The following is a 25,887-nucleotide window of genomic DNA, read 5'->3' as shown; positions in this document are numbered from 1 at the left end:
TTTGAGCAGGGCCATAGATCGATCAGGCTGCTGGCTTGGTCAGGTTGGCGAACAGGCTCTTGGCGCCACCAGATGGTGGGGGAGGAGCTGCCTGGGTCACCGGAGCCGAGTGGGTGGTGCTCGTGAAGATCGACGAGACGTTGCCTACAGGCTTCGGAGCCTCTTCCGCAACCTCGGCCGGCGGGTTCTGAAGCAGCGCCGTCAGCGGGTTGTTCGGAACTTCCACTCCTGGTTCGACCTTGGGTTCTTCGGTCCACGGAACTTCGTTCTCGTCGGCTGGGAGTTGTCCGGCAGCATTGGCCTCGACGCTCTGCTCTTCGGCAGGCTGCTCGGCCGGTGTCTGGTTCTCGACAGCCTTGGCAGCCTCGATCTCGGCCTTGGTGCGACGGGTGCGCTTCGGCTTGTCGGCCGGCTGTGCTGCATCGACAGTGGACTTAACGTCGATGAGCCAGGTCTCGCCGTCATTGGAGACGAACGTAACGTCGGCACCTTCGGCGACGTTGGCATTTTCCTGGAGATAGGTGGTGATCGCTTCCAGGACTTCGTCCTGGGTCAGCTCCACTCGGATAACGGATGAAATTTTCATGCGGGTTAGACCTCTTTGAACAGTCGCATCAGGTTCTGGAACATGGGCGTTCTCACGCCCGAATGTATCGAAGCGATGGCATCAGCCATATGCTCCGCTTTATCTGGTATTTTCCCCGCATGCACGGGAAAATTGGCCGTGGGATAAAACTCGGCCGCAGCGTTAATCATTTGTCGCTTGGTGGCGTTTTTATCTCCAGTAAATATTTTCTTGGTTTCCGAGGCTGTCACCTCGATCAGCGGAATGCCGAGAGCCCGGACAGCTCCGAGGACGCCGACACATACGCCGTAGCTCGCCATTGCCCTTGCGGACTTGGAGCCGACCGGCACCTCGACAAAGATCGCCTTGGCCTTCTTTGCGGCTGCCATCACTGGTTCGGCGAGCTGTTCGGCCAGGTAGAGGTCGGAGGAGTTCTGGCGAACCTGCTTGCCTTCCAGATCCTTGGGTTGAACCAGGGACAGGAACGGTGTCGAGAGTTCGCCAGTGATCAGGCATAACTCGGCCTCGGCCAGACCCCAGTTTCTGAGGCTAGGGTCCATGCCGAGGACGGGTATACGCATGATCTGGCTCCTTAGTTGCCGGCGTTGCCGAAGAGCGAGTTGGTCCGCGGAGCCGCACCATTGGCCTGGGGCGGGGTGTTCGGACGTCCCGGACGGCCGTTCTGACCGCCATTGCTGGCGCCGCCGGTGGACTTGTCCTTGACCTTGCCCTTGTTGGCCTCGACCCAGACGCCGTAGAATTTGGCCTGCTGGATCTTGTTGCGGGCCTCGACGACGGTCAGGTTCGACGGGACATGGAAGACCTTGTCGATGAAGTTGACGTCACGGGTACCGTTGAGGACAAGGTTGTCCCCGTCACGCTTCATCTTGTCTTCCTTCTGCTTGATGATGCCGAGCGTGACCTTCTGGCCGAGCGCCTCGACACACACCTGCACCGACGTCGGAAGCTCCTTGCCCTGCTCACGGTCGTAGATGTTGACGACCTTCTGCTCGAACTGGGCGCCAGCCAGGCCCTTGCCGATCGTCATCTGGCAGATGTCGTCGATTGTCGTGAAACCAGGCAGCGGCTTCTTCTTGCCGTCGTTCTTGTCGACGTAGAAGTTCTCGCCATTCTTGTTGGTGACGTAGATCTCTTCGCTGTAGGTGCCGCCAGCGTCCAGATCCAGGATCACGGTGATGTTCGCCGCCTTCGGGTTCTTGGGCGACTGGCCGGCGTACATCATCTTGATGGTGCCGGGGTAGGCGTCGGACTCGTAGATCCGGAAGCCGCCAACGCGGTCCTGGCTTTCCTCGAGACCGTCATTGGTCAGATTGCCAAAAAGGCTCATGCTAGTTCTCTCTTTTAGTTGTGGTTGGGGGCAGGCGTTCTGCCACAGCCGAAAAATCAGCCGTGGTAGAATTTCTGGAGATGGTCGATCAGCAGCTGGGCATCGTTGTCGATGTAGGTCTGCTCCTTCGAGAACAGCCCCATCGGGGAGCGGATGCGTTCGCCGGTCGTCTCCTTGGTGATGCGCGTCTGGAAGACGTGCTTGAAGCCGAGATCCCGCTCCTCCTCCGTGATGTTGAGGAGGTTCGACTGGAATGGTTCCAGTTCCCGGATGGTCTTCTTCTTCGCCGAGACTACGGTCGAGAAGAATGCTTCGACGCCGACCTTGCTAAGCGCTCCCTTGATCGGCACAGAGACTTGCATCTCGTGTTTGACCTCGTCTAGCTTTTCGGAGACGTGGCCGGTGAAGATCGTAGGCTTGCCCCAGCGAACGATCTTGTCTTGCATCAGCGTTCGGAAGAACTGAGCGTACTGCCCCCATGCCTTCTGGGTATCGTTCGACGTCAGCACATAGACCGACTCGTACATATCCATCAGGAAGTTTATCGAGTCTACGATCATACCGTCGAGCATGTCCCGGTTCTTGATTGCCTCCTCGAAGAGGTCATGGACTGCCCAGGGATCGCTGATCCGCTGGTTGTTGAACGAGTTCTTGAACGGCAGACGCTTGCCGGCCTCGGTGTTGTTGTAGACCCAGCGGTTCTGGTTCCGGATGTTCCTAAGACTGGCGCTTTTGCCAGTACCTGAATAACCGGAAATCAGGGCAAGCTGGTCGTTCATGTCTTCCATGATTTTCCTCGATTTAGTTTCGTATTTTGGAGATAATCGAACCAGAAAAAGGAAGCCTGATTACTCAGGCTGCCATTTGCGTCAGCCGCTGGTGGACTTTCTTGGCCACCGTCACCATGATCGAGCCGTCGATCTCGCTGTCATCCATCGGATGCTTCATCTTGCGATTGAAGGCTTTGACGTGCATCTCGACGTCTCCCAGCGACAAGCCGCTGTCGACCAGGATCAAGGCGTACTTGATCATCTGGTTGTTGCGGCCGGAGCCTTCACCACCCATGCGTTGGGCGAACCAGCGCTCAAGGCTCGGCAGCGATCCCAGTTCCTGGTTCCTTTGCTGGAACTCTTCGTTGCGCCGTGTCTTCGGAATGAAGGGCAGGGCGTCGAACAGGTCGCCATCGAGATTGTAGTGATAGGTGCCGCCGTCGAAGCTCGACCATTTCTTCGAGTTCTGGTTCGCATTCTGGTCCGTCTCAAACGGTAACCAGGCCAACACGCTGTTCATGAATTCCTTGTACTCGAGCTCGTCGAGCTTCAGCCGGTAATTCATAGGCAGCAAGATCCGGAAGCGATGGGATTCCGGAGTGTGGCTTTTGGTCGTGGAAGTCAGGAACTTGTAGTCGGCAAGCAGATCGTGGGCCTGATCCAGGGTGGCTGTTCCATCCACGTCTATGACGATCATGTTGAAGCCGGGAATGACGTTTTCCTTGGCTCGATGACCGTTCTTGAAGTGATGGGTTGCCCAGTGCATATCCTTCGCCTGGGTCAGTACGTGCAGCTGGTCGAACGGCTGCTCTTCTGGTAAATAACCATAAGCCCAGTTGTCGCTGTAGGAGATCCGGATCTTGTCGATGTCGGTCTCATCCAGTGTCTCGCCGGTGAAGAACTCGATCCCGTCGCCGAATGACTTCTTGACGATGATGTTGTTCTTGTAGCCCCACGAGACCGCCAGGGTCATCATGTCGTCTCGGGTCTGCTTACCGCCGCGGTAGAAAGGCAAAGCCTCGGTCAGGTCCGCATGGGTGACCTCGGTCTTGGTCGAAGCGATGAACTTCGCCAGCTTAACGTAGGTCGGATCCCGGCTGAGCACCATCTTGAAGGCTTCGCCTGACTCCTCGACCAGCTTGATGGCCGACATTAGATGCTCCATCAGCACCTGGCTCGATCCGTCGACGAATGCGAAGGCGCCGGCGAGCTTCAGGGCCTTGAAATGGCGATGTGCCATCTCGGCCTTGCGGATGTCCTCATGCTCGGACATGGCATCAGCCAGCTCCTCGCATTCCATTTGGTACTGGATCCTGGCGATCGAGACGTCGTCGGGAACTTCCATGGACCAGTTGACCATGGACGGATCGGCAAGGTTCTCGAAGCGGTTGGCCCACTTCAGGATCACCTGGCTGTTGGACGGAGAGATCAGTGTCTTGAAGATCTCCTCGGCCGACTTGCCCTTGGAGGTCCGGCTCTTTTCCTTGACGTAGCCGAACAGGCAGCGCCTGGCGTAGCCGCTTTCGAGCAGGCCATAGAAAGCCTTCTCGGTGGTGTTGCCATCGAACAGCTTGGTCGGCGTACCGAACAGCAGCATATTAGCCGGCGTCTTGCCGTGACGTTCCTCGGAGCGCCTGTTATCGCTGGTGTTCTTCACCAGCTTGCGCTTGACCATGCCCTGGTCGTAGAGCTCGAGGAACAGTGTCAGCAGCTCCATCTCCTTCTCGAGATAGTAGCCGATCTCGTCGATTTGCATGTTGATGCTGCCGATCTGGCCCATCAGCAGCTTCTGACGCAGATCCTTGGTCGCCGGCGACGTACCGGAGTCGAACTCCGGCAGGTATGGTCCGAAATTGTTGAACTCCTTCAGGAACTTGTCGAATTCTTCCTGGGGGTTGGTGCCTTCGTTGGCAGCCTTCTTGTTGGCGATCTGCCAGAGGCTCTGCTCGGAGATCATCTTGTACGTGTCTTCGAGGAAGCGCTCCTTGAACCCGCCGAGGAATTCGTTCTCGACGGTGTAGATGGAGCGTCCCTTGCCGAAGCCGGACGTGGCGAAAGCCAGCGAGTAGATGTTGACCGGGATCTCGCCAATGTCCTTGGATACGACGGTAGCCCGCATCGAGGAGGCCACCTTGCCCATGAAGTAGGCGAGCATGATGCGGAAGAAGTTTCGGTTGTTCTCCTGGGCCTTGGTGCAAAGCACCTCGACCATTTCTTCAAGAGCAGGGTGGTGCGGAACTTGGCTGAGGTCAATTGACATCGACAAAATACTGATCCTTCTGACGGCAGATGCTGAAGGCAGGGCAATATTCGCAAGCCTTCACTTCGCCGGGAACAGCAATGACCACTCCCTCTCCACCTTTTGATGCCATGAAGGCATGAGCTTCGGACTTATCGTCGAAGTTCCTGGTCGATCGGCCGGTGGTTTTTGCAGCGTTCCCGTAATATTTGTAGACAGTTTCTCCCCGCCAAAGCTCCTTGTCGGTGCAATACGGGATCTGTTCGTCGGGTGCATCCTTGTAGCGCTGCACTTCCGCGAGTTTATTGCGGATGAAATTCTCGGTTTCATCCAAAGAAGGCAGCTCGACAGGATATTCCAGTGCCTTGGTCTTCGGATAGTTCTCGTCGACCTTGGAGCGGATGCGCTGCCAGTCCGTGAACAGGAACTGGATGTAGATGTGGTCGCTCGTAATGAGCTCGGGATTGAGCCAGCGATAGATGCCGCCCTGCATGGCGTAGTCGCCATCCTTGCGGCCGAGCAGGTAGCTGTAGACCGATGTGGTCTTGGTATCGAAGAGCCGGCCATCGAGCACCATGTCGAACTTGCCGCCGATCTTGAAGACGGTCGATCCGATCAGGACCTCACGGAAGGAGCGCTGCTCGATCCAGACGGGGATGATGGCCGGGTTGGCAGCCAGCTGTTCCTGGCTCGGATTGACCCGGATGTTCGACCAGATCTTCTCGGGATAGCCGAGCATCTTCATGGCCTTATTGCCAGAGACGGTCCACGCCTTGTCGATCGAGTCGTGAACGGCATTGCCGAACCTGGATGCCAGGTAGGAGGAGATGTCGATCTCACGATCCTCGGCGATGATGCGGCGTTGCAGGACCAGCTGGCGGGTGCTTTTCAGCAGGCTGGTGGCCGAAATGTAGTTAGGCTCGTTAATGTGGTCGTACTCGTCGTGCAGCAACCAGACTGCCAGCGGCAGGCTGATGCCGTGTTCGTTCGTCAGCCGCATTGAAAACCTCGGAGCGGATTATCTAGGATTTTGGGGGCACGAAACCAAGGGAACAGATCATATTCCCTTGATAATCGTTTGTGAAGTTATTTCGAAAATCGCCTAGCGATTTTTCAGGCGTTCCTGGTGAACAGCCTTCAGGCGGGAAACCCACTCCTCGCCGGCGTAGAGCAGATCGGCTTCGAATTGGCTCTTAGGCCGATTGTCGATCAGGGTTCCGTGCAAACTCGAGTCGATCAGGATCCCACAGCAGGCTCTTACGGCGCCAAGGTTCGAGACCAGGGTATCCCTGGTAATCTCCTCGCCGACCTTCCAGAGCTGCAGATGACGCATCGCAGCTTCGACATAGGTCATGGCTTCGATAGGGTTCTGTCTCCAGTTGTGAGGACCATATTTCAGCTGCCCGTCGAAGAACGCCTCTAGTTCGGCAAGCTGTGCCGACATAGGGATATAGGCCAGGGGCGGTTTCTTTTCGCCATAGATCTGCTTCGGATTAGCCGGAGGCTTCACCGGGGCGTTCATCAGTTAAGTCCCTGTTTCGACTTGAGGGTCTCAGCCAGAACTGGATCGACGAACCCGGCCATGAATTCCTCCTCGGTCATGATACCGAAGAAACTGACCGCCTGGATGTGGACGTTGACGATCTCGGCGCCCTTGATCTGTTTGCAGCGGGTGACGAACTGCTGCATCAGAGACTGCTGTGCCGCGGCGAGATCCTTGCGGCTGAAATAGCCCTTCTCTGTAGCGACCATGGCATTCAGCGCCTTGGACCGTTCGATACCCTCTTTGGAGGTCACGACTTCGCCAGCGATCAGGTAGTAGTGCTTGGGGTTCGACATGAACCATTATCTCCGGGGATTTTGTTGATAATCCAATAGGCCGGTGAAACGATTTTCACCAGCCCACCAGATCAATTTTTGCAGGAAATCACATATAAGTGAGGTAGATAATCAAGCCGCTTTTTGCAGCTTGCCGACGTGCTCTTCGAACGCCGCATAGATCTCGGATGGTTCGGCACCGTTGGGGATGCCTACTTCCTTGCTCCAGTCGGGATAGAAGATCGAGAACTCCCCGCCGAGCTTGACCTCGTCGTGCCAGATGTCGGGATGGTCCTGCCACTCGCAAGCCTTGACGACGTTGTCGTTAGCGTAACGGATGGCGTCGATGTCATCCCGAACCAGGAAATACTGGGCATCGTGGATCTGGGCGCATGGCTTGATGTCGTGACGGAAGTCACTCGACCGAACCTTGCCCATGAATTCCGAGCCAGCACGGCTGTTGAGCAGGCACCAGGACTGTCCCAGTGCATTGCCGGCCGTCCTGCCTTCGGCCTCTGCCTCATATGGCGTCTTCGAGGTTCCGCGGATCACCTGGTGTAGCATCGGCGTCCGAACCCGGAGACCGAATGCCGCGGTGATGTAGCCGACCTTTGAAGCCTGGTTCAGCTTGTCAGCCACCCAGGCATCGGAGACCTGGTAAAGCTCGTGGTAGCTGAACTCGATCGACTTGGCCAAGGCTTCCGTAAAGCCGCAATTGTTCATCAGGGTCTTGAAGGTTCCCTGATAGGTCAGGGCGAAGGTCGGGGCCTTCGAGTCCTGACGTTGCGGTGGATACTTATCCTGGATCGAGTTGATCGAAGCCACGCTGTTCGGATCGATGTCTGGCATCTGGTCTCCGAAATAGGCGTAGGCTCGGAGCGAGTGACCGTCATAGCCGTCGGTATAGACCTTGAGCTTGTTCGGGTCCTTCGTCGTGAGTGCCGAGATCCGGTCCTCGAGTGAGGCAAAATCGATCCCGCAAAAGAACCAGCCACGAGGAGCCTGGAAGCAGTATTTGATGAGCTTGCCGAGGCTGAGCTTGCCCTTGCTGATAAAGGCAAGCAAGCTGTCCCGAAGCTGCTGAGTAAGCCTCTTCGCTTCCATAAAGACGTTGGCCGGCAGGTTCTGCAAGTTCGGCTTGCTTGACGACAGCCGGCCGGAGACCGTGCCGCCGAGGTTGAAGTTGCCGAACAGATAGTGCCATCCATCCGGGCCGAGCTGTGCTCCTTTCATGGCCGGGATGAAGCTGTTCAGGATGGTACCGACCGCGTTGAAGTCGATCAGCGAAGCCAAGAACGCCAGGATGTTGGGATCCTTGGTGTGATTCTGGAGCGCCTTCAACGTATCGCCGTCGGTGGATGGCTGCTTGGCCTGGGTCCGTGACAGGATCGGTAGTCCTAGATGCTCGAACAGGAAGCCCTGCAGCTGCGGGTCCGAGGTCGGCTTGAAGATGATCTTGTCGCATTCTGGATCGTTGATCGAGATGCGCTTGACCTTCAGCTCGGCGTTGCGCTTGTCAACATGCGCTTCCTTGAGCTTGTACTCGTAGGCGCCGAGGAGCGGATTGGCCCGTATGGCAGCCAGGGCCGTGTCGGAAATGGCCTGGAGAACCTTTTCGACCTCCAGCACCCGATCCATGTTGACCGGCATACCGGTCAGCTGCATCTGGATGATGTCGATCGTGGCCGGCTTGAAGATCGTCTCATAGATCTCCTGCTGCTGGTCGGCCACCATCTTCGGCCAGTTCTTCTCGGCCGTGAACCAGGTGGAAAGACCGTCGACCAGATTGTACTGGAGCAGCTCCGGCAGAGGGATCTTGGTGATGTCCTTGATCTCTTCTTGCGCATAGTCGCCGGCGAACTCGAGAGCCTGGTCTTTCAGGCCGAGCTTGTTTCTGGAGCACGAATTGACCGCCAGGTAGCTGATCAGCTTCGTGCATTCCCAGTTCCGGAGCATGACCTCGAGGCCGTAGAGCAGGCCCTTGTTGTCGAGGATATGGTCCATGAACAGCTGGTAGACCATGACGTAAACGTCGAAGGCGATGCCATGATAGATCAGCTTCTGCTCACAGCGCTCGAAGAACCGCTTGAGCAGGTGACGGATCGGCTTGTTGACGATCTGCCGGCCGAAATGTTTGCCGCCGTCTTCGTCGGTCCATTCCACGGCCTCGTAGTCGATCGGGAAGGCGATGCCTTCATGTTTCGACCAGCAGAAGGTGATGGTGCCGATACCGGAATTGAAGTGCTTCAGACCGAAGCCTTCAATGTCCACGGTCAGTGGGACGTCCATCTCGAGCAGGCGTTCCAGCCATGCCTCGATCTCGTCATAGGTCCTGGGGTAGGCGGAGAACTTGATGATGTCGACGCCGGGGGTGACATAGGTGCCGGCGATCCAGGACTTGAGGGCGTTGATGCCAAGGGCGATCTTCTCATGCACTTTCCCTGGATCGTAGAAAATGGTCCGGTAGTTCGGCACATAGACCGAGCACCAGGGTCCGAGATCGCTGGGAATGACATAGCCGAGCATCTTCTCGACCTTGGTGGTCTTGCCAAGCACCTTGAAATAATCGCCGTCACCGACGATCAGATATTCGGTGCCAAGATCGGTGAGCACCGGAACAAGCTCCTGGTCGATCCAGTCCTTGATCTCGGCGACAGGGGTCTTCTTCTTGCCAGGGGTCTGGTGGACCTGGATGACGATGACCTGGCTTGGATCCAGGCCATAAGGTGTCAGGTAGGCTTTCTGGATCTCGTCGCGTCGAATGTCGTTGACCAGGATGGCGACCTTATAGGCAGCCTTCTCCATACCGAAGGTGGCATATTTCATTCGATTTTCTCTGCTGATTATCTAATATAATAATCTCGCAGCGACGTAATAATCCATCTTCTCGCGAGATTGCATATATTGTTTATACGAGAGCGGATTATCCGCAAGGGTAAATGCCTCTGGCCGGGTCCGTGGGAGGTTGGATCCACCAGGAAGAAACTCGACCATGCAGTTCGGCAGAGCGTCCCTGACGTCCTGCGTTGAGTGACAATCCTTGAGCAGCATGGTCAGCAGCTGGTTGACCCGGCCCTTGTCGAAGTTGATCACTTTTCTGTCAGCCACGATACTCCCGGCTTCCATGAGCAAGGATGGATCCAGGGGCTTGAGGCTCCGACGTAGTCCCGGCGAAATCGGCGATTCGGCAAAAATCTCACCGTTGAAATAGAAGCCGGCAGGATTTCCACCGGCAGCCGTGTTTTTGTCGATCAGCTTGGTGCGCCGTTTCGACAGCTGACGTTCTTCCACCTCGAACAGACCGTCGATGAGTTTGACGACGGTCTCACCGATGTAGCCTTGAAGAGCCATTTGAACATCCTTCCTTACGTCAGGACTGGCCCGCCGTATTTGTGGGGGAGATCCCCATAGAGAAACACTCGGGACCTGGCTCTCGAGAATGCCACGTAGAGCAGCCGAGGCACCTGGTTCAAGAAGTTGCAACCACCGATGTTGCCGATGTCGATGAACACCGTGTCGTAGGTGCTGCCTTGCGACTTGTGGACGGTCGCAGCATCGATCGGTCGGAGATCGGCGATCATGTTCTTGAGATTATACATCTTTTTGAAGTTCTTGACGCCGGCGTAATATTTGACCAGCTGGTTGAAATGCTCCCGGTTGGTGGCGACGGGAACATCGTGGAGCACGTCCCCGAGAGACGTCCTCAGCCTGAGCCGGTTGATGTCGAGATAGACCTTGTGCTCTTCGTCGACCAGGATCTGGTTGGCGCCGGCATTGTGCATAACCTCGACCTCGGTCTCGACCGGTATCGTCGTCTTGCCGTAGTGGATGACACCATTGCAGACCAGGTATTCTCCGACCTGGAACTCAGCCGGTAGGGCACGAAGTCCGCGGATGTGGTCGTTATAGGCGATCACCCGCTTGTTGGTGTAGGCCATGATCTTGGCCTCGTGTGTCTGCTTGTGGAAGTGACGCTGGATCTCGGCCTGCATCTGCTGGTCATCGAGGAGGTCGATCACACCAGGCACGATCTGGATGGGCTCATGGACGCCGGTCTCGACTGTCCTGCGCAGCTGGGCGCAGATGTTCATGAGAGCCGGCTGGCCAGAATTGCGCATGGGCTCGAGCAGCTCGACCATGGGAGCGTCGATCTTATAGACCGGCGAGAGATCTTCATGGACGGGAGCCAGCTGGTGACGATCGCCGACATAGACCAGCTTGCAGTTCAGAGTTCCCTCATGCAGCGTCTTGTGGAGCTCGCCGTCGATCATGGAGCTTTCGTCGACGAAGATGATCTTGTTCTGGTGGACCATCCATCTGGGGGTTCGCTTGAGCGAGGTGACGCCGGTCTCGTAATCGTCCTTGACCGTCAGGTTGAAGAACGAATGCACGGTCTGGGTCGGACGATTGCACGCTGTCGAGAGCACGTCCGCCGCCTTGTTGGTCGTGGCGGTCATCATGACCTCATCGTACTCGGGCTTCATCCCGAGTAGCTTGCACATCTCGAGGTAGCGCGGCATCGTGTTGTCGATGATATAGTTCATCAGGTAGGTCTTGCCGGTGCCGGCTGGACCGGAAATCCTGAACTCTTTGTCCGGGCTGAAAAGGAATGCGAGGAAGGCATCGGCCGCAGCCTTTTGCCCCTGGTTCAAATTATAGGCGTTGCTTGGGGGAATGCTTAGCATCAATCTGGCTCATGCTGGAAAATAGGCATAGAAAAACCCCGGCCCGAAGACCGGGGTGATTTCAGGACTGCCTGGTGGATGGTGTTAAGCTCGGATCAGGAACTTGTCGCGATCCTTGCCCTTGATCCAGAGAGGCTCCTTGCCTCGTCCGGACCAGATCTCGCCTTTCGGTCCCTTGTATTTCGGCTGGGCCTTGACGCCCTTGCGCTTGACCTTCAGGCCACCCAAGGCTTCGACCAGCTCGTCGACCGGGATCTTGTACATATTGACCACTTCGACGATCTGCTTGATCACAGCTGCCTTCTCGGCCTGCTGCTTCTCAGCTTTCTTGCGGTCGATCTCCTCCTGCAGCTTTTGCAGGTCCTGGACCGACATATCATCGAGGTTGGGTGTAGTGCCGTCGGTGCCTGGATCCATGGTCAGCTGCTCGGCCGCATCCTGGGTAGGCTCCTGGATTTCGCTGGCGGTTTCGGCAGGGAGGGCGTCTTCCACGTCATTCGTCTCGGGATCCTGGATGGAGGCCGGCCTCGTCGGCTCCAGGATCTCTTCCTTTACCGGCGGCATGCCGATCTCCTTGCGCAGGAAATTCGGGATTTCGTCGTAGGATTTCTGGTCAAAAACCATGCGACGAGTGCCGGCAACGGGTGCCGCACTCATGCTCATGTTACTCATTTGGTACTCCTGTTGGGTTTGCTTTCCCGCCGTTGCGCCCTGTGTTGTGGTAGCGCAGGTTGTCTACAACGACGGGTAGAATCAGTCGGTTAACTTACCGTGACGACTCTCGCTATTTTCTTTTAATTGTCAAGCGAGAAACTCATTAATCGGTAAATAATCGCTACATAATCAGGGTGCCTTCCCCGGTCTTTGTCGGCTCATGAATTCCTTGATTAGAAGCGCCCTTATGAATTCCTTCACCGAGTGTCCTGGAGCGAGCTGGTCGATCAGCCAGTCTTGTTGTTGCGCTGTCAGAGACTCGAAGACGTCTTCCATGAAGGCCCGTCTGGTGTCCGCGGGAGCTATGCCCAAGACCCGCAGTCTGTTGGTGATGGTTGTCAGATGCACGCCCTGACGATCGGCGATGCCCTGCAGAGATAGGCCCACATTGTTGAGCTTGACGATCGTGGCGTCGTCAGCTTTTCGAACATAAGTGCGGGGCATTATTTTTCCTTGGATTTTCTAGATTATCTCTCGGCTCTTTCGCTTATTAATGCGAGGATTTTCGAGATACTATCCCACGATATATGGAATTCAACCTCCTTCTCGAATGGCGTCCCATCGTCGGCGATGATGGTGACATGTTCGCGCTGGGTCACCTTGCCGAGATACATCCCTTTGGTGAGGAAGTTGGGGGCGACCGCGGCCTTATACGCAGCCAGGCGCCTGGTGGTTTCGTCGAGCATACGATCCCTGTCCTTGTTATGGTCTTTTTCTTACGCCCCCAAGAAAAGAAATCCTCCGCCCGCTGGCCAGACGGACGAAGGACCCCCACACCTACCCGAGAGCGGCTCCGACAACCCTAACGTGCCATACGGCCGGTGGGTTTCCTTGGTATGCTGCAAGAATACAGGCTAAATCCAACGATTTAGATGCGTCTCGCTCTGACTGGGTTACCAGAACCACGAGAAATAAGACGCATTTTTTCGGGATTGGCAATCCCAAATTGCATAAAAGATCAAAAAATATGGAGATTTTTGGCTGAGATCGCAGCCTAGCAGATCGATAAACCGTAGAAAACCCCCTGAATATATTTTTGTTCCATATTCAGGGGATAATCTTCGAATAGCTTACTGAACTTTTTGTGAAGTGTCCATGACGTTACAGGCACTCATTGGGGAGCTGCTTCCGGTACTGACGGAATCCGACAAAGTTGCCATGCTGTTCGGGATGGCTCCAGACCTGCTCCATGCTTCGCAGCGGAGCCCTGCTTGGTACAGAAATGATCTTATCAGCCTGGGCAACGTGCTCGGCCGGCGAAGCATGGAGAGGTGCCGATCCGACCAACTTGTCGTGAAGCTCGATCGCCTTTCCGATGGTCATGTCGAAGCCATCAACCGTCTTGTAGGAGGTCGAGGCGCAGCAGGCGACGGACTTCTTGATGAAATCCCTTTCTGTCAGCCGCTGGGTCATGATGCCGTGAATAGGCCCGACGAACGGGGTATGCCATTGCCCTGGTTCGAGTGTCTGGATGTTGTCCTCCCGATCTAGCTCCCGGCCGATTTCTCGAGCCAGGATATGGATGTGTGGCTCAGCGTCGTTGTGCTCCCGGAGAGCCCGGAAGTTGGTCCATTCGGTGCCCGAGAACAACACATTGATGTGGCTGTAGGGCTCTAGGATCCGATTAGGGATCTGCTTGTGAAGACCCCTCTCGTGATACCAGAGAGCCTTCTTGACGGCGTCATCGCGGTCTCTGAGCCACTGGTCGATGAGCTCCTGGCGCTCGGCGCCGACGAACTCCTCAACAGCTTGCATGCCCTTTTGGTGCTTGCCCCAGAACAAAGGGATAGCCGGGTCGGTCATCACATCCTCGACCATTCTCAGAATGGGAATAGCCCGACTGGATGCGGCGTTCCTGGACAGGTCGTAGCTCTCCATGGGGGAGGGCGTCTTCACGTCGATCGCCAAATCCTCGGTGATCACCAGCTGACGATGCGTCCGCCCTTCGGCATGGATCCAGCGGGGATACCGGCAGAACAAGCTGGATAGGATTTTGTCCGGCCGCTGGGCGTGCCGGCTTCGTAGGATGGTTTTTGCGGAAATCGTTGTCACAGCAGATGTCTCCGAGTTGTGCGATCTCCGGAGGCATCAGCTTGAATAGGCACATGCCTTTATTGGCCAGCCTCCGGGCGATTTTGGTGCCCCATGGGCAGGTTGGACAAGGTTGAACTCTTGCCTTGCGAACGGCAATAGAAGGGGGATCCTCGCCGATGCGAGGCAGTATCTGGGTGTGCATTTTCTGCGGGTTTCCGGCGGGGTTTTTAGGGATATCGCCGTCCTCACGGCGATGGAAATCCATTATATTAATCCCGACGGATTATCACTCACAAATACGTTATTTAGAAACTTTTACATGGAGTTCACTAAAAAGTCACAATTGGACTCGTACAGGTTGAGTGATTCATGCTTCGTTCTATCTATGCGAGTCCTAGCTCCAATGAAGAATGATTAACCCATCATAGCTTTAATGTCGGCCATGCGAGCTTTGAAAAGCTCCTCGGCACGAGATTTGATGTATTCCTCGGTCAGTCGATCGACGCGCTTCTGGATACGTTCGTCGATACTGACCACTTCGAGGGATTTGGTCACTGCTTCCTGGATCCGACCAGCAATATCCATAGTCACCGCGTCCAGGGCTGATTGTATCGCCCGGTTTTTCATCATGATTACCTGGTCGTTGATCAGCTTCATGACTTCGTCGGTCAGCTTCAATCGGTTATAATAGTTGGTGTCCTTGGTGACGATCGAGGTCGATAGCGCTTTCTTGATCTGCTCCATGAGCTCATGATCGTTCTGGACGCCCTTCAGCGCCTGAGCGAAGAGCTCGGGTTCGGCGGCAGCGATGACACGCTTGGCGTCTTTCTCGAAGAAACGCCGGCCAACCTCGGCCAGGACGTTCTTCTTGAGATCGAGGGCGAAGTCCGGATCGGCGTCCAGTAGCGAGTGGAGAGCTTTACGGTCGAGAGAAATAGTTGTCATTTTCCTGGTTCCTTGAAAGGGTGTTCCCCTGACATTGACGCCTCGAGCCAGGTGCTAAACTCGAGCCAGCATTACGCCGCCGTTAAGTCGATGTCAGGGGATCGCAGTCTTGGGAGGATGCACCCGTTGTTGGTCAGCGGTCCTGAATACCCAGGAACTGTCGCATCTCCTTGAGCTTGGCGAATTTGCCGGCCTCGAATGCCTGGTTCAGAAGAATGACCGCTTGATCGAGTTGATACCAGCCACTGGTTGCCCATTGGCTGTTTTTTCGGAATTCCAGGCGAGGATATTGTCCTGACCCTTCGATTGAGGCCCAGTTAGCTTCTTCCCGATCGGAAGCAACGCTGCTCCGACCGTCGTCATCTCGTTTCCAGTAGCTGACCGAGATGGCTACGCCGGCGGCGAATGTTCTATGATCGCTCATGATGCCTCCGTGAGGATGTCGACCTGGCTATCTTCGATGTCGATGCCAATCTCTTGCAGCGGACCATCCCAAGCACTGCCGCCGCTACCGGGATCCAGGAGCATGATCAGAGCCTGAATAGGCGTCTGGATCTCATTCTCCTCGATACCGCTACGCACGGCATGTTCCTTGGCTCGCTTGAGCATCAGATCCTCATCGAAGACCTCGACGGTCATGGTGAAGGAATAGAGTGTCATGACGGTTCACACGTTGCGGCTATCTGCCGACATTTGCCGCAGCTCGGATCGACCGTGAAGTGATAGAGGACGTCGGGTTTCAGGATGACGTGGTTCTGCTCGCAGAGCCGCATTTCCATCACCTGTTGCTCTCGGTCTTTTTTAGGCCAGGCATCTGGCGGAAACTGCATGTCCATGGTCACCACTCGAAATATGGGAGGCCGTCGATGCGATCGGCATCCTGGTCAAATAGGACGTAATCGCATCCCTGGTTCCGGGCGTAGGTCAATACGGCGATTAGATCTTCCGGGACGCCACGAGCTAAATGGTCTGCTGACCAATTGTCGTCTTCCTTGTCACCGGCCCAAATGAACCAGCCATGGCAGGTTCGGCCGATCGTAGAGATGACGGGGCTCTTGTCCTCGAAATGAAGGAAATTGGCCGCCAGCTTGCCTTGAGCATCCAGCCAATCACGAGTGTCGAGCGAAACATGGCCGGTCGAGAGATCCAGGAATTGACGGATCATTTGAAATCTCCTCCGCACTGGTCGCAGATGTCCGAGCCATCATTGAGGGTGTTGCCACAATTCTCACAGGCAGCATCTTCCTCATCTGGATCGGAGATGCCTGCTTCCTCGTTGGTGACCCAGATCCAGGCATGAACCCATGCTCCAGGATCGTTGCTGATTGATACGATGGCATCGTCATCAACCTCCAGTTCATCACTGGTCTCGACCGCATTGCGGTATTGAGCGTCGATCGGATCCTCGACCGCCTGCTTGGAAATTCGAAGCTGCAGAGCGATGACAGCATCGGTCTCATCGCTATCGCCGTAGATTTTCGAGCGATTGAGTGCTTTTTTCAGGAGCTCAAGCTCCTTATCGTCGAAGTGTATCCACATCAGATGAACCCCGTACTCTTGAGGATGACGTAGCCGATCAGGCTGCATCCGATCGTTGGGAGGATCACGAGCATCCCGACGAGCAGCTTGTTAGGCGTGCTCATGGGATGGCTCCTTGACGGCCGGCAGCCAGCTGAGAACGAGCTCTACGGCTTCCGAGAAGGTCGGCCTGGCGTCGTAAGGATGATTGTACATCGTGACGACAAAGGTCTTTTCGTCACTGGCGGCGTAGATCGTAGCCTTCATTGCCCAATGGCTACGTTCACCTTTCGGGTAGACGGTCCAGCTTGAGCGGTTCTGGTTCCAGGTTCCATAGCGGAATGACCAGGGGCCGATGATGAAATCGGTTTTGGTCGCCTTTTTCGGGATCCGCGGATCACTCATCATCGCTATCCTCGTCTTCGCCTGAAGGGATATTTTCCTCGGACAAGCTGATGTCCGAGCCACCTTCGTTCCAGGGACCATGGAAGGTGATTGCCGGTGAAATGCTGATGTCCGGGAGATCCGGATCATCGTATTGACGGCCGGAGATCGCGATCTCTTTCTCCTCGTCGGTCTGAAGCTCGATGCTGTCGGTCATGCCTTGGGCGATCGCCAGAGCTTCTTCCTCGGTCTCGGCCTTGATGTAGGCCGTGGCGCAGATCTTGATGTCGAGGGAGTAGAGGTTCATTAGTCGTCCACCTCCTCTTCCTTGAGGGAGGTGTATGGCCAGGCAGTACCGTTCTCGTCGATGTAGGCTTTCTTGCCACCGAGCTCGACGTGCTTCTGGTCATCCCAGTGCATCTTGGAGCCGTTGCCATCGTAGTCCGGTTCGCCGGTTTCCAGGTTGATTGAGGTGATGCCGACGGTGCAGGGAACCATCTCATAGGCGCCGGCGATGACCGAGCCAGTGGGGGTGACGTAGCGCTTCATGCCTGGTCCCTCCCCATCTCGAAATCCTTGCGGCGGCTGTCGACGCAGCGCAGGCTCTTGAAGGTCCGGGCCGGCTTGCCGTCGGCACCGACATGGTCTCCGATCCATTGGCGTAGGAAGGGCTGTCCGCCCATGATGCAGCCAATCGGAGTGGGAGTGACCACGTCGCCGACATATTCCTTGCTGCAGTTATCCGGGTTGCTCACCGAGCAAGACAGGATGAACACCGCATATTTGATGGTCAGCATAATCGTCTCCTTCAGGCGGCGATGGCCTCGACTGGCCGATCACCCTGGTTCTGATATTTTCCGGAGTAGGCGGCCGGCTCGATGAGGTGATGGAAGATCACCTGGGCAATGCCGGCACCGGCGGGAATGGTGAGGGGGATCCAGCGATGATAGACCAGCTCGAGTGTGAGATAGCCTTCCCATCCTGGTTCGATGACGGTGTTGAAGACCGACAGGCCACGTCTGGCCCATGTGGATTTGTCATGAACGATGGCCACCAGATCGTTCGGCATCTTGAAGCGCTCGATCGTTGAGGCGAGCCGGAACCGACGAAAAGGATGGAGAGTGACTTCCTGCTTGATGCGGATGTCATAGCCAGCCTCTCCGAGGCCGTGACTAACGCCGGCAGCTCTGCCTTTGCTCGGAAGCATCGGGGAGACAGGACGCTTCTGGAACAGATAATGTCCGTTAATAATCACGGAAAATCCTCGTCGATTTTTGGGATAATTGTTGCCCCGAGCCGGATCACGGGGGCGGAACCTGGCTCGGGGCGATCAGGAGCAGCTGGATGTGGCAGCTACTCCCGAAGGTGAATGACGGTCCCGTGAGGGACAGTCGCATCGGGGTTGTTGAGGACGATCCAGATGATCGGGATCTCTTCCGGCAGGGCTTCCATCTCTCGGCATTCGAGGTCTGAGAAGATGACCGCGGCGGTAGGCTTGTGCTCGAGGATGTGATCCCGAACGCAAACCAGGGATGTGCCGCCGTAGCCCTTGCGGGTGATCTCGTCGAAGTTGTCGGTCTCGAGGAATTCCTGCTCGTCGACGATCTTGGTGTCGAACTGAACCAGGGTCATCTTCTTCGGCCGGAAGGTGTCCTTGACGTATTTGAATTCCGAGTTGAACCGGATTTCCTGGCCGTCGGTGACCGATCCCGACACGTCGAAATAGTAGATCAGATGGGCCAGGGCGCCTTCGTCATCGATCAGGCCAGGCAGGTATTCGTCCTGGTAGCGTCGATTTCGTTTGCGCCAGCTGTAGCTCTGTTCGTAGAGCTCGCTGAACCAGCGATACAGGACCTTCTCCCAGGCTATCTTCGGAGCCAGGAAGCGCTTTAGCAGTGTCTCGGTATCGCCAGGGGCTTCGTCTCCGGCAAGCTCGGCCGCAGTCTTGGCCATCACCACATTGGCGATGATGGTGTGTTGTAGCCGGCCAGCTTCATCCAGGTCCTCTGGTTCAATCAGATCCCCGGTGTCGCCCTCGCCGTCCTCATCATCGACGTAACCCCACTGGTACTGACCGTATTTGGCCACCACGTCGATCTTCTTTGAATAAAGGTCGTCGTAGATGTCCTCGGTCATCCAGCCGTCATAGGCATGGTCGAGCCAGGGACTGAACCCCTTGAAGGTGTGTCCTTCACTGTGTAGCCGATTGTTGATGCGGATGTCGGCCGCATAGTTCCAGATCCTGGGATCCCGGTCACCGACACGGATCATGTCCATTTCGGCCGGGTGCCAGAGCTCGTGGATGAGGATGGTGTTTCTCGTCTCCTCCGGCATCTGCAGGAAGAACCGAGGGTTCCACCAGAGATTGATGCCGTTGGTACAGGCCGTCTTGATGTCGGCCGTCCACGAAAAGTTCATGGAGCACATGATGCTGCCCAGGAAGGCAGCATTCTTGCCCAGGAACACCCTGGTCTTGACGATGTCCAGCTGCCGATCCAGGACGTGATAGTCGAGATCAGGCAGCGGCTTTTTGGCTAATCGGGTCATTGAGGTACTTCGAGATGCTGACGATGCCCCGACGCCAGGCCGGGTTCGTGTTGAGGTGCAGCTTGTTGATCTTCAGACCGCGGAAGAACAACGTCCGGAACTCGGCCGTCCAGCCGTCGAGATAATCGACGATGGCGCCAAGGTTGTTGTCATTGGCGTGGTCCTGCAGCATCAGGATCGTGGCGTACTGGGTGCCCGAGTCCGGCGGAATGACAGCGTTCAGGGGATCCTTCTCGATGTCGGAGATCTGCGGCAGGTTGTGGAAGACCTTCGTGAACTGGATGAATTCGACAGCGCCTTCAAAGCCGATACAGCCGCCTAGAAGTGCTGCTTCTTCCTCCATCTCGTAGTATTTTATGGTCTTGCCGTCGTCGTTCATGACGAGGTTGTAGTCGACGCCCTTGATCAGCTCGTTGACGAAATCCCAGGTGCGTGGCGCCTTGAAATTATCGTCGTTGTGATCGGCCCGGAACTCGTGCAGCTTGGTCGGCTTCCAGGTGAGCCAGGCGATGATGCGCTTGTCCCACTGGTTCGGATAGGCGACATCTTCAAGGAACTCGTCGATCCTGGTCGGCAGGACCATGGTGAGGTTGCAGAGACGGCTCTGCATGGCTGTGCCGATCTCGTTGACGATCGCCCGGTCGGTGGTGAGGTTGCCAGCGCAGATGATGCGGACACGGGGATGCAGCCGCTTGAGGCCGACCATCTTGTCGAGCACCAGTTTGTAGGCTGCTGCCTGGACTTCACGCTTGGCCGAGTTGAACTCGTCGAGGAAGAGGATCCAGCCATCCTTACCGGGGGGCAGAGGAGTGTCTTCAGTCGGGAACTGCTCGAACGGTACGAACTCGGCGATCGTCCGCACGACATTGCCATTGGCGTCGAGGATCTCCCTGAAACGAGGCAGGCCGGTCAGATCTTCTGGTACCGCTGTCGAGAGACGGACGTCGATCAGCTCCATGTTGAACTCGGCAGCGATCGAACGGACGATCGAGCTCTTGCCCATGGCCGGCGATGACTTGACCATGGGAACGACGTTGCGTGTCATGCAGCGAATGAGATGCTTTCGAATTTGCCGCGGTGTGCAGCCAGGACCAGCCATTTGGGATTTTCCTCGGGATTTTTGACAAAATGGGTTCCGCCGAGCGGGTGAGAACCTACTCCGGCATTTTCAGGATATTTTCAACGGGATTATATGATCACATTATCATGATCAAAAGGATCTGAGACCAAGCCCGAACCAAGAAAAACGTTCAGTAGATTATCTTAGATAATCAATCGTCGTTCTTCATGGGGCCAATTGCCAGAAACTGTTCGCCTAACGGTGTGAGCCAGGAGCCGTAAACTGAGCTGCCATGCTCGGTGAGACCCTTATCCATCAGGAAGTGGGCAATGAACTCGGCAGCCGTATCGAGATCTTTCTCGATTACGGCTTTGATGCCTTCGACACCTGGCGTTGGGTATTTACCTTTGAACTGGGTCAGGCATTTGCAGATGAAGCTGTGGACGTCTTCGGGACAACCACAACCGCAGCCGTTCACATAACCGTGATACATGACCTCCTGCTCGGTCTCGTAGTGGCATCCATCAGGGCCAACCCACATACCGTTCGCTGGGTCTTTCTCCAGTTTGAAGGTCGGCGTCATGGTACGTTCTCCCAGCTCGCATTGGGGTACTTTTGATGGAGCCTATTCAGCTCCTTCTGTAGCACCTCCTCATCGGTGATGTCGTCGACCTCTTCGATCGGATCGTCTTTGCCATCCTGCTTTACGGCTATGTCCCAGAACTCGTGCTCGTCCCGGCTCTCGACGATGGTCGATCCCTCATCGGTGCTCTTCATCGAGAACACGGTGATAGTGATCGTCGGGCCTTTGAGTAGGTAATCCCGAATCTCGGCCAGGGCATTAAGCCAGGTGTCGTCGCCGATCATTCCGTCGGCTTCGTATTGCATCGCGGCAGCCAGATAGGCGCCGGCGGTCTGGTTGTATGGAGCGTTTTCGAACGCCTGTTGAGCTTCCTTGAAGGTCATGCTTTACCTCTTAAAAAGTGTGGTGTTCAGCAGAGCTAAACCGTGAATTACGTCTCGACGAGAATTGATCCATCGCTCTACAGCAATGGAAAAGCTGCTGGATATGGCGAAGGTCCGGACGCTGACTTGCCGCCTGTCAATGGGCAGCTGGTGCAGCACCCCTCGGCCGGGACTGTCCTACGCATCCATGGCCGGCAGCAATTTTACATGCGTGAGGCTATCCTGATCGAAAGCACCCGAAGGTACTTTTTGTACGCTTCGGTGGTGGACAGCTCTGGCGTGGTCTTCGGCATCCGCTGGCTCGACTCCAACCTACGGAACCTCGGCAGCTCATTCCTGGGCAAGCCAGTGACCCGCTCATCCCGGACTGAGGCATCCGCTTTCGTCTCACGGAACGGTCTCTGCGAAGGGGACATCATCCCTCCTCGCACTGCCGTCTACATGCGGACGAAGATCCGTACTGCCGAGGCAAAGGACGACGTGTTTATCGTGTCCATGGGTCACTGGATTTCCTCGAATTTGGGTGAGGCCACCTCTAAAATTTCTTTAATGAAATCAAACCCTGACAGGGCCGCACTTTAGGCATTATGTGCTTGATTTCTAAAAGAAATTTTGCAAGTGTCAAAACTATTTCTGCCCCCGCGCCGATTTGACCGCATGGGCAAAGGCCAATAGAAGGCGGGTCGTCGGTTCGGGCCTGTTCATGTCGCACAACACTTTCGGCCATCTCTTCCGCGTCACCACCTGGGGCGAGAGCCACGGCGCGGCCCTCGGCTGCGTGGTCGACGGCTGTCCGCCCGGCATCCGATTCACCCGCGCCGACATCCAGGCCGATCTTGACCGCCGCCGCCCCGGCCAGTCGCGTTTCGTCACCCAGCGCCGCGAGCCCGACGAGGTGAAAATCCTGTCGGGCGTCCTCATGGAGGAGGACGGTGACACGCTGGTGACGACCGGCACGCCGGTCTCGATGCTGATCGAGAACGTCGACCAACGCTCAAAGGACTATGGCGAGATCGCGAAGCAGTACCGCCCCGGCCATGCCGACTACACCTATGACGTCAAATACGGCCTGCGCGATTATCGCGGCGGCGGCCGTTCCTCGGCTCGCGAGACTGCGGCGCGTGTCGCCGCCGGCGCTTTGGCTCGAAAGGTGGTGCCGGGCATGATGGTGCGCGGCGCTCTGGTCTCGGTGGGGGAGAAAGAAATCGGCCGCGCCGATTGGGACTGGGATTTCGTCCATGATGCCGAGAATCCTTTCTTCACGCCGGATCGCGCTTCCGTCGGCGTGTTCGCCGACTATCTCGACGGTATCCGCAAGGCCGGCTCGTCGGTCGGCGCGGTCATCGAGATCGTCGCCGAGGGCGTACCGCCCGGTCTCGGCGCGCCGATCTACGCAAAACTCGACCAGGACATCGCCGGCAACCTGATGTCGATCAACGCCGTCAAGGGCGTCGAGATCGGCGAGGGTTTTGCCGCCGCGAAACTGCGCGGCGAGGAGAACGCCGACGAGATGCGCATGGGCAATGACGGCAAGCCGATCTTCCTGTCCAACCACGCCGGCGGCATCCTCGGCGGCATCTCGACCGGCCAGCCCATCGTCGCCCGCTTCGCCGTCAAGCCGACCTCCTCGATCCTGACCCCGCGACAGTCGATCGACAGGGAAGGCCGCAATGTCGACATCATGACAAAAGGCCGCCACGACCCCTGCGTCGGCATCCGCGCCGTGCCGATCGGCGAGGCGATGGTTGCCTGCGCGATCGCCGATCATTATCTGCGGCATCGAGGACAGACTGGGAGGTGAGGGCAGTAGGCAGTCGGCAATAGGCAGTCGGATAGCGCGCCGATTCGACTGCTGCCGGAGCATTCCACCACCGGAATTGCCTTCCTAACACTCTTCTCTTGCCCGACTGCCTATTGCCGACTGCCTACTGCCCTATTTGAACGAAAGTGAAATCCCAATGCCCTACGATCAAAAGAAAGTCGTCGAAGCCATCCGCGCCTTCGAGCGTGGCGAGATCGTGGTCGTCACCGACGACGACGACCGCGAGAACGAAGGCGACCTGATCGTCGCGGCTGTGCACTGCACGCCGGAGAAGATGGCCTTCATCGTTCGCAACACCTCGGGCATCGTCTGCACGCCGATGACCCGCGAGGACGCTCGCCGGCTTAACCTTGCGCCGATGGTCGCCGACAATGATTCGGCCCACACCACGGCCTTCACGGTCAGCGTCGATTTCAAGCACGGAACCACCACCGGCATCTCCGCCGACGACCGCACTTTGACCGTCCGCAATCTCGCCAACGGCAATGCCGGCGCGTCGGATTTCGTGCGGCCGGGCCACATCTTCCCGCTGATCGCCCGCGAGGGCGGCGTGCTCATGCGCTCCGGCCATACTGAGGCCGCCGTCGATCTCTGCAAGCTCGCCAATCTGCCGCCGGTCGGCGTCATCTCGGAATTGGTCAACGATGACGGCACGGTCATGCGCGGCCCGCATGTCATGGCCTTCGCCGAGAAGAACAGTTTGAAGCAGGTCTCGGTGGCCGACCTCATCGCCTACCGCCAGCGCCAGGAGACGCTCGTCCAGCGTCTTGCCTGCTCGGACATCGAAACGCCCGGCGGCAAGGCGAAGGTCTTCACCTATTCGGTGCCATGGGACGTGATGCATCATCTGGCCGTCGTTTTCGGCGACATCCGTGACGGCGAGGATGTCCCGGTTCGTTTTCATTCCGAGGATGTGGTCGACGATGTGTTCGGAAAGGGGACCGCGCTTCGAGACCTGCTGGTCTCGTTCGGCGAGCGCAAGCGCGGCGTTATCGTCTACCTTCGCGAAGGGTCTGTCGGCGTCGCCCACAACGCCCGCAACCGATTGCCCAGCGGCGAGCGCGAAAGCCACGACGAGGCCCGGCGGCGCGAGGCGGAATGGCGCGAGATCGGCCTGGGCGCACAGATACTCAAGGATCTCGGCGTGCAGTCGATCACGAACCTGGCCTCCCGCGAACGCCATTACATCGGTGTCGAAGGCTTCGGCATCCGGATCGTGCGAACGGAGATTTTATAGCCTTTGCGCACGTCCTTAGCACGGTTCCTTACTGCCCGCCTTTAGCAAAGCGCTGACGGCACGCCATCGTCTGGCTGAGTCGTCTGCACTATCCCTGTCCGCTGCGATAGGGCATGGTCGGCCGCGGCGGGGCGAATGATCATGTGGGATTTCGGTATCGGCAGGACCATCGGCATTGTGCTGCGCACCTGGCCGTTCGTCGTCTTCCGCATGATCGTCTATTTCGGCATCACGCTCGCCTATATCCTTGTGACCGGCACGGCCGCAGGCGTCGGCTACGGTGTCGGCCACATCTTTGGCGGCCAGGACGGGCCGATCAGCCTCGGCTTCTGGGGCGGCGTCACCGGCTTCAGCCTGGTCACCGCGATCCTTTACTGGGCGCGCGAATACATGCTCTACATCGTCAAGGCCGGCCACATCGCCGTCATGGTGCATTTGATCGACGGGCGCGACGTGCCCGGAGGACAGGGCCAGATCGCCTATGCCCGGCAGGTGGTCACAGCCCGTTTCGGCGAGGCCAACACGCTGTTCCTGCTCGACCAGCTCATCAAAGGAGCGCTCCTTGCGATCACCGGCCTGATCGGCGGCATCGCCGCCTTCATGCCGATCCCTGGCCTGAACACGCTCGCGAGTTTCGTCAACTCGGTTATCCGCATGTCGATGACCTATGTCGACGAGATCATCCTCGGCTACAACATCCGCCAGGACAGCACCAAGCCTTTCCGAACCGCCTGCCAGGCGGTCGTGCTCTACGCGCAGAACGGCAAGGCGATGATCAAGAACGCCATCTGGCTGACCGTCTTCATGTGGGTGATCGCCATCGTGGTCTTCCTGTCGACGCTCGCTCCCGCCGCCGCGGTTCTCTATTATATGCCCGGCCAAATCGCTGGCTGGGGTTTTGTCCTGGCCATCGTTTTCACCTGGGCTTTTTCCTCGGCCTTCATCGAGCCCTTCTGCATCGCCGCGCTGATGCAGGTCTATTTCCGCCGCATCGAGGGCCAGGTGCCCGATCCGGAATGGGACCGGCGCCTGTCAGGCGCGTCGAAAAAGTTCCGTGAATTGAAGGAGAAGGCGCGGGCCCCGATCGGCGGGGCTGGCTTGGGCGTGGCGCCGGGCAGCGCCTGATTCTTGCCACGCCTGAGAGACGTATGACGGACAGTCGCAATCGACTGCCGTCGTGCGCCTGCTGGAGGATGGACTTGGCACCGACCTGCACGCGCGAGGCTTCCGTTGCG

34 protein-coding genes are annotated in these 25,887 nt (G+C 57.1%); 4 read left to right on the top strand and 30 right to left on the bottom strand.

The window, feature by feature from the left end:
* Positions 1-22: 22 nt before the first annotated feature.
* The 30 genes from ABMA59_RS05805 to ABMA59_RS05660 form a co-directional block, all read right to left on the bottom strand.
* The gene (locus ABMA59_RS05805) at positions 23-586 is read right to left on the bottom strand and encodes a hypothetical protein (protein ID WP_349004355.1); all 564 of its coding nucleotides are present in this window, start codon (positions 584-586) and stop codon (positions 23-25) included.
* A 5-nt stretch (positions 587-591) separates the two neighbouring features.
* Positions 592-1,146, bottom strand: coding sequence for a hypothetical protein (locus ABMA59_RS05800; protein WP_349004354.1), 555 nt, complete (start codon positions 1,144-1,146; stop codon positions 592-594).
* 11 nt (positions 1,147-1,157) lie between these two features.
* Entirely contained in the window at positions 1,158-1,913 is a 756-nt protein-coding gene (locus tag ABMA59_RS05795) for a hypothetical protein (protein WP_349004353.1), read from the bottom strand.
* A gap of 56 nt (positions 1,914-1,969) precedes the next feature.
* Positions 1,970-2,701, bottom strand: coding sequence for an AAA family ATPase (locus tag ABMA59_RS05790; protein ID WP_349004352.1), 732 nt, complete (start codon positions 2,699-2,701; stop codon positions 1,970-1,972).
* Between the two features lie 64 nt (positions 2,702-2,765).
* The gene (locus tag ABMA59_RS05785; RefSeq protein ID WP_349004351.1) at positions 2,766-4,949 is read right to left on the bottom strand and encodes a hypothetical protein; all 2,184 of its coding nucleotides are present in this window, start codon (positions 4,947-4,949) and stop codon (positions 2,766-2,768) included.
* Positions 4,933-5,922 (bottom strand): hypothetical protein, encoded by a 990-nt coding sequence (locus ABMA59_RS05780; protein ID WP_349004350.1) that lies wholly within the window; start codon positions 5,920-5,922, stop codon positions 4,933-4,935. Before ABMA59_RS05780 ends, ABMA59_RS05785 begins: the two co-directional genes overlap by 17 nt.
* Before the next feature lie 102 nt (positions 5,923-6,024).
* Positions 6,025-6,444 carry a dATP/dGTP diphosphohydrolase domain-containing protein gene (locus ABMA59_RS05775; RefSeq protein ID WP_349004349.1) on the bottom strand — a complete coding sequence of 140 codons (420 nt, stop codon included), beginning with the start codon at positions 6,442-6,444 and terminating at the stop codon, positions 6,025-6,027.
* The gene (locus tag ABMA59_RS05770; protein WP_349004348.1) at positions 6,444-6,761 is read right to left on the bottom strand and encodes a hypothetical protein; all 318 of its coding nucleotides are present in this window, start codon (positions 6,759-6,761) and stop codon (positions 6,444-6,446) included. The genes ABMA59_RS05775 and ABMA59_RS05770 overlap by 1 nt, the downstream gene beginning before the upstream one ends.
* A 111-nt stretch (positions 6,762-6,872) precedes the next feature.
* Positions 6,873-9,566: a DNA polymerase gene (locus ABMA59_RS05765; protein ID WP_349004347.1), complete on the bottom strand. Its 2,694-nt coding sequence runs from the start codon at positions 9,564-9,566 to the stop codon at positions 6,873-6,875.
* A 21-nt stretch (positions 9,567-9,587) separates the two neighbouring features.
* On the bottom strand, positions 9,588-10,091 hold the full coding sequence (locus ABMA59_RS05760) for a hypothetical protein (protein ID WP_349004346.1): 504 nt from the start codon (positions 10,089-10,091) through the stop codon (positions 9,588-9,590).
* A 14-nt stretch (positions 10,092-10,105) separates the two neighbouring features.
* Positions 10,106-11,425, bottom strand: a complete 1,320-nt coding sequence (locus tag ABMA59_RS05755) for an ATP-dependent DNA helicase (RefSeq protein ID WP_349004345.1) — start codon at positions 11,423-11,425, stop codon at positions 10,106-10,108.
* An 84-nt stretch (positions 11,426-11,509) separates the two neighbouring features.
* Positions 11,510-12,097, bottom strand: coding sequence for an H-NS histone family protein (locus tag ABMA59_RS05750; protein WP_349004344.1), 588 nt, complete (start codon positions 12,095-12,097; stop codon positions 11,510-11,512).
* 171 nt (positions 12,098-12,268) lie between these two features.
* Positions 12,269-12,583 carry a hypothetical protein gene (locus ABMA59_RS05745; RefSeq protein ID WP_349004343.1) on the bottom strand — a complete coding sequence of 105 codons (315 nt, stop codon included), beginning with the start codon at positions 12,581-12,583 and terminating at the stop codon, positions 12,269-12,271.
* A gap of 23 nt (positions 12,584-12,606) precedes the next feature.
* Complete coding sequence (locus tag ABMA59_RS05740) at positions 12,607-12,825, bottom strand: hypothetical protein (RefSeq protein WP_349004342.1); 219 nt, start codon at positions 12,823-12,825, stop codon at positions 12,607-12,609.
* A gap of 415 nt (positions 12,826-13,240) precedes the next feature.
* Positions 13,241-14,191, bottom strand: a complete 951-nt coding sequence (locus ABMA59_RS05735; RefSeq protein WP_349004341.1) for a hypothetical protein — start codon at positions 14,189-14,191, stop codon at positions 13,241-13,243.
* A gap of 396 nt (positions 14,192-14,587) precedes the next feature.
* Positions 14,588-15,118: a hypothetical protein gene (locus ABMA59_RS05730; RefSeq protein ID WP_349004340.1), complete on the bottom strand. Its 531-nt coding sequence runs from the start codon at positions 15,116-15,118 to the stop codon at positions 14,588-14,590.
* A gap of 133 nt (positions 15,119-15,251) precedes the next feature.
* On the bottom strand, positions 15,252-15,542 hold the full coding sequence (locus tag ABMA59_RS05725; RefSeq protein ID WP_349004339.1) for a hypothetical protein: 291 nt from the start codon (positions 15,540-15,542) through the stop codon (positions 15,252-15,254).
* Entirely contained in the window at positions 15,539-15,778 is a 240-nt protein-coding gene (locus ABMA59_RS05720; RefSeq protein WP_349004338.1) for a hypothetical protein, read from the bottom strand. Before ABMA59_RS05720 ends, ABMA59_RS05725 begins: the two co-directional genes overlap by 4 nt.
* Positions 15,775-15,954: a hypothetical protein gene (locus ABMA59_RS05715; protein ID WP_349004337.1), complete on the bottom strand. Its 180-nt coding sequence runs from the start codon at positions 15,952-15,954 to the stop codon at positions 15,775-15,777. Before ABMA59_RS05715 ends, ABMA59_RS05720 begins: the two co-directional genes overlap by 4 nt.
* A 2-nt stretch (positions 15,955-15,956) precedes the next feature.
* Positions 15,957-16,283, bottom strand: coding sequence for a DUF5983 family protein (locus ABMA59_RS05710; protein WP_349004336.1), 327 nt, complete (start codon positions 16,281-16,283; stop codon positions 15,957-15,959).
* Entirely contained in the window at positions 16,280-16,657 is a 378-nt protein-coding gene (locus ABMA59_RS05705; RefSeq protein ID WP_349004335.1) for a hypothetical protein, read from the bottom strand. Before ABMA59_RS05705 ends, ABMA59_RS05710 begins: the two co-directional genes overlap by 4 nt.
* A 90-nt stretch (positions 16,658-16,747) precedes the next feature.
* Complete coding sequence (locus ABMA59_RS05700; RefSeq protein ID WP_349004334.1) at positions 16,748-17,041, bottom strand: hypothetical protein; 294 nt, start codon at positions 17,039-17,041, stop codon at positions 16,748-16,750.
* Entirely contained in the window at positions 17,034-17,327 is a 294-nt protein-coding gene (locus ABMA59_RS05695) for a hypothetical protein (protein WP_349004333.1), read from the bottom strand. The genes ABMA59_RS05700 and ABMA59_RS05695 overlap by 8 nt, the downstream gene beginning before the upstream one ends.
* Positions 17,327-17,569: a hypothetical protein gene (locus ABMA59_RS05690; RefSeq protein ID WP_349004332.1), complete on the bottom strand. Its 243-nt coding sequence runs from the start codon at positions 17,567-17,569 to the stop codon at positions 17,327-17,329. The genes ABMA59_RS05695 and ABMA59_RS05690 overlap by 1 nt, the downstream gene beginning before the upstream one ends.
* The gene (locus ABMA59_RS05685) at positions 17,566-17,817 is read right to left on the bottom strand and encodes a hypothetical protein (RefSeq protein WP_349004331.1); all 252 of its coding nucleotides are present in this window, start codon (positions 17,815-17,817) and stop codon (positions 17,566-17,568) included. Before ABMA59_RS05685 ends, ABMA59_RS05690 begins: the two co-directional genes overlap by 4 nt.
* 11 nt (positions 17,818-17,828) lie before the next feature.
* Complete coding sequence (locus ABMA59_RS05680) at positions 17,829-18,275, bottom strand: dCTP deaminase (RefSeq protein ID WP_349004330.1); 447 nt, start codon at positions 18,273-18,275, stop codon at positions 17,829-17,831.
* A 98-nt stretch (positions 18,276-18,373) separates the two neighbouring features.
* Positions 18,374-19,567 (bottom strand): vWA domain-containing protein, encoded by a 1,194-nt coding sequence (locus ABMA59_RS05675; RefSeq protein ID WP_349004329.1) that lies wholly within the window; start codon positions 19,565-19,567, stop codon positions 18,374-18,376.
* Entirely contained in the window at positions 19,536-20,612 is a 1,077-nt protein-coding gene (locus tag ABMA59_RS05670; protein WP_349004328.1) for an AAA family ATPase, read from the bottom strand. Before ABMA59_RS05670 ends, ABMA59_RS05675 begins: the two co-directional genes overlap by 32 nt.
* Positions 20,613-20,838: 226 nt before the next feature.
* A complete protein-coding gene (locus ABMA59_RS05665) occupies positions 20,839-21,210 on the bottom strand; it encodes a hypothetical protein (RefSeq protein WP_349004327.1) in 372 nt (123 codons plus the stop codon).
* Positions 21,207-21,593, bottom strand: coding sequence for a hypothetical protein (locus ABMA59_RS05660; RefSeq protein WP_349004326.1), 387 nt, complete (start codon positions 21,591-21,593; stop codon positions 21,207-21,209). The genes ABMA59_RS05665 and ABMA59_RS05660 overlap by 4 nt, the downstream gene beginning before the upstream one ends.
* 42 nt (positions 21,594-21,635) lie before the next feature.
* Here ABMA59_RS05660 and ABMA59_RS05655 point away from each other — a divergent pair, with 42 nt between their 5' ends.
* The 4 genes from ABMA59_RS05655 to ABMA59_RS05640 all read left to right on the top strand — a co-directional run bounded on the left by ABMA59_RS05655 (position 21,636) and on the right by ABMA59_RS05640 (position 25,777).
* Entirely contained in the window at positions 21,636-22,175 is a 540-nt protein-coding gene (locus tag ABMA59_RS05655; RefSeq protein WP_349004325.1) for a hypothetical protein, read from the top strand.
* 121 nt (positions 22,176-22,296) lie between these two features.
* Positions 22,297-23,394: a chorismate synthase gene (aroC, locus tag ABMA59_RS05650; RefSeq protein WP_349004324.1), complete on the top strand. Its 1,098-nt coding sequence runs from the start codon at positions 22,297-22,299 to the stop codon at positions 23,392-23,394.
* 157 nt (positions 23,395-23,551) lie between these two features.
* Positions 23,552-24,652: a 3,4-dihydroxy-2-butanone-4-phosphate synthase gene (gene ribB / locus ABMA59_RS05645; protein WP_349004323.1), complete on the top strand. Its 1,101-nt coding sequence runs from the start codon at positions 23,552-23,554 to the stop codon at positions 24,650-24,652.
* A 141-nt stretch (positions 24,653-24,793) separates the two neighbouring features.
* Positions 24,794-25,777, top strand: coding sequence for a hypothetical protein (locus tag ABMA59_RS05640; RefSeq protein WP_349004649.1), 984 nt, complete (start codon positions 24,794-24,796; stop codon positions 25,775-25,777).
* Positions 25,778-25,887: the final 110 nt, after the last annotated feature.

The organism is Mesorhizobium yinganensis (assembly GCF_040081985.1).
In the GTDB taxonomy this organism is placed as follows: Bacteria; Pseudomonadota; Alphaproteobacteria; order Rhizobiales; family Rhizobiaceae; genus Kumtagia; species Kumtagia yinganensis.
This window is presented reverse-complemented; position numbering and strand designations above follow the sequence as displayed.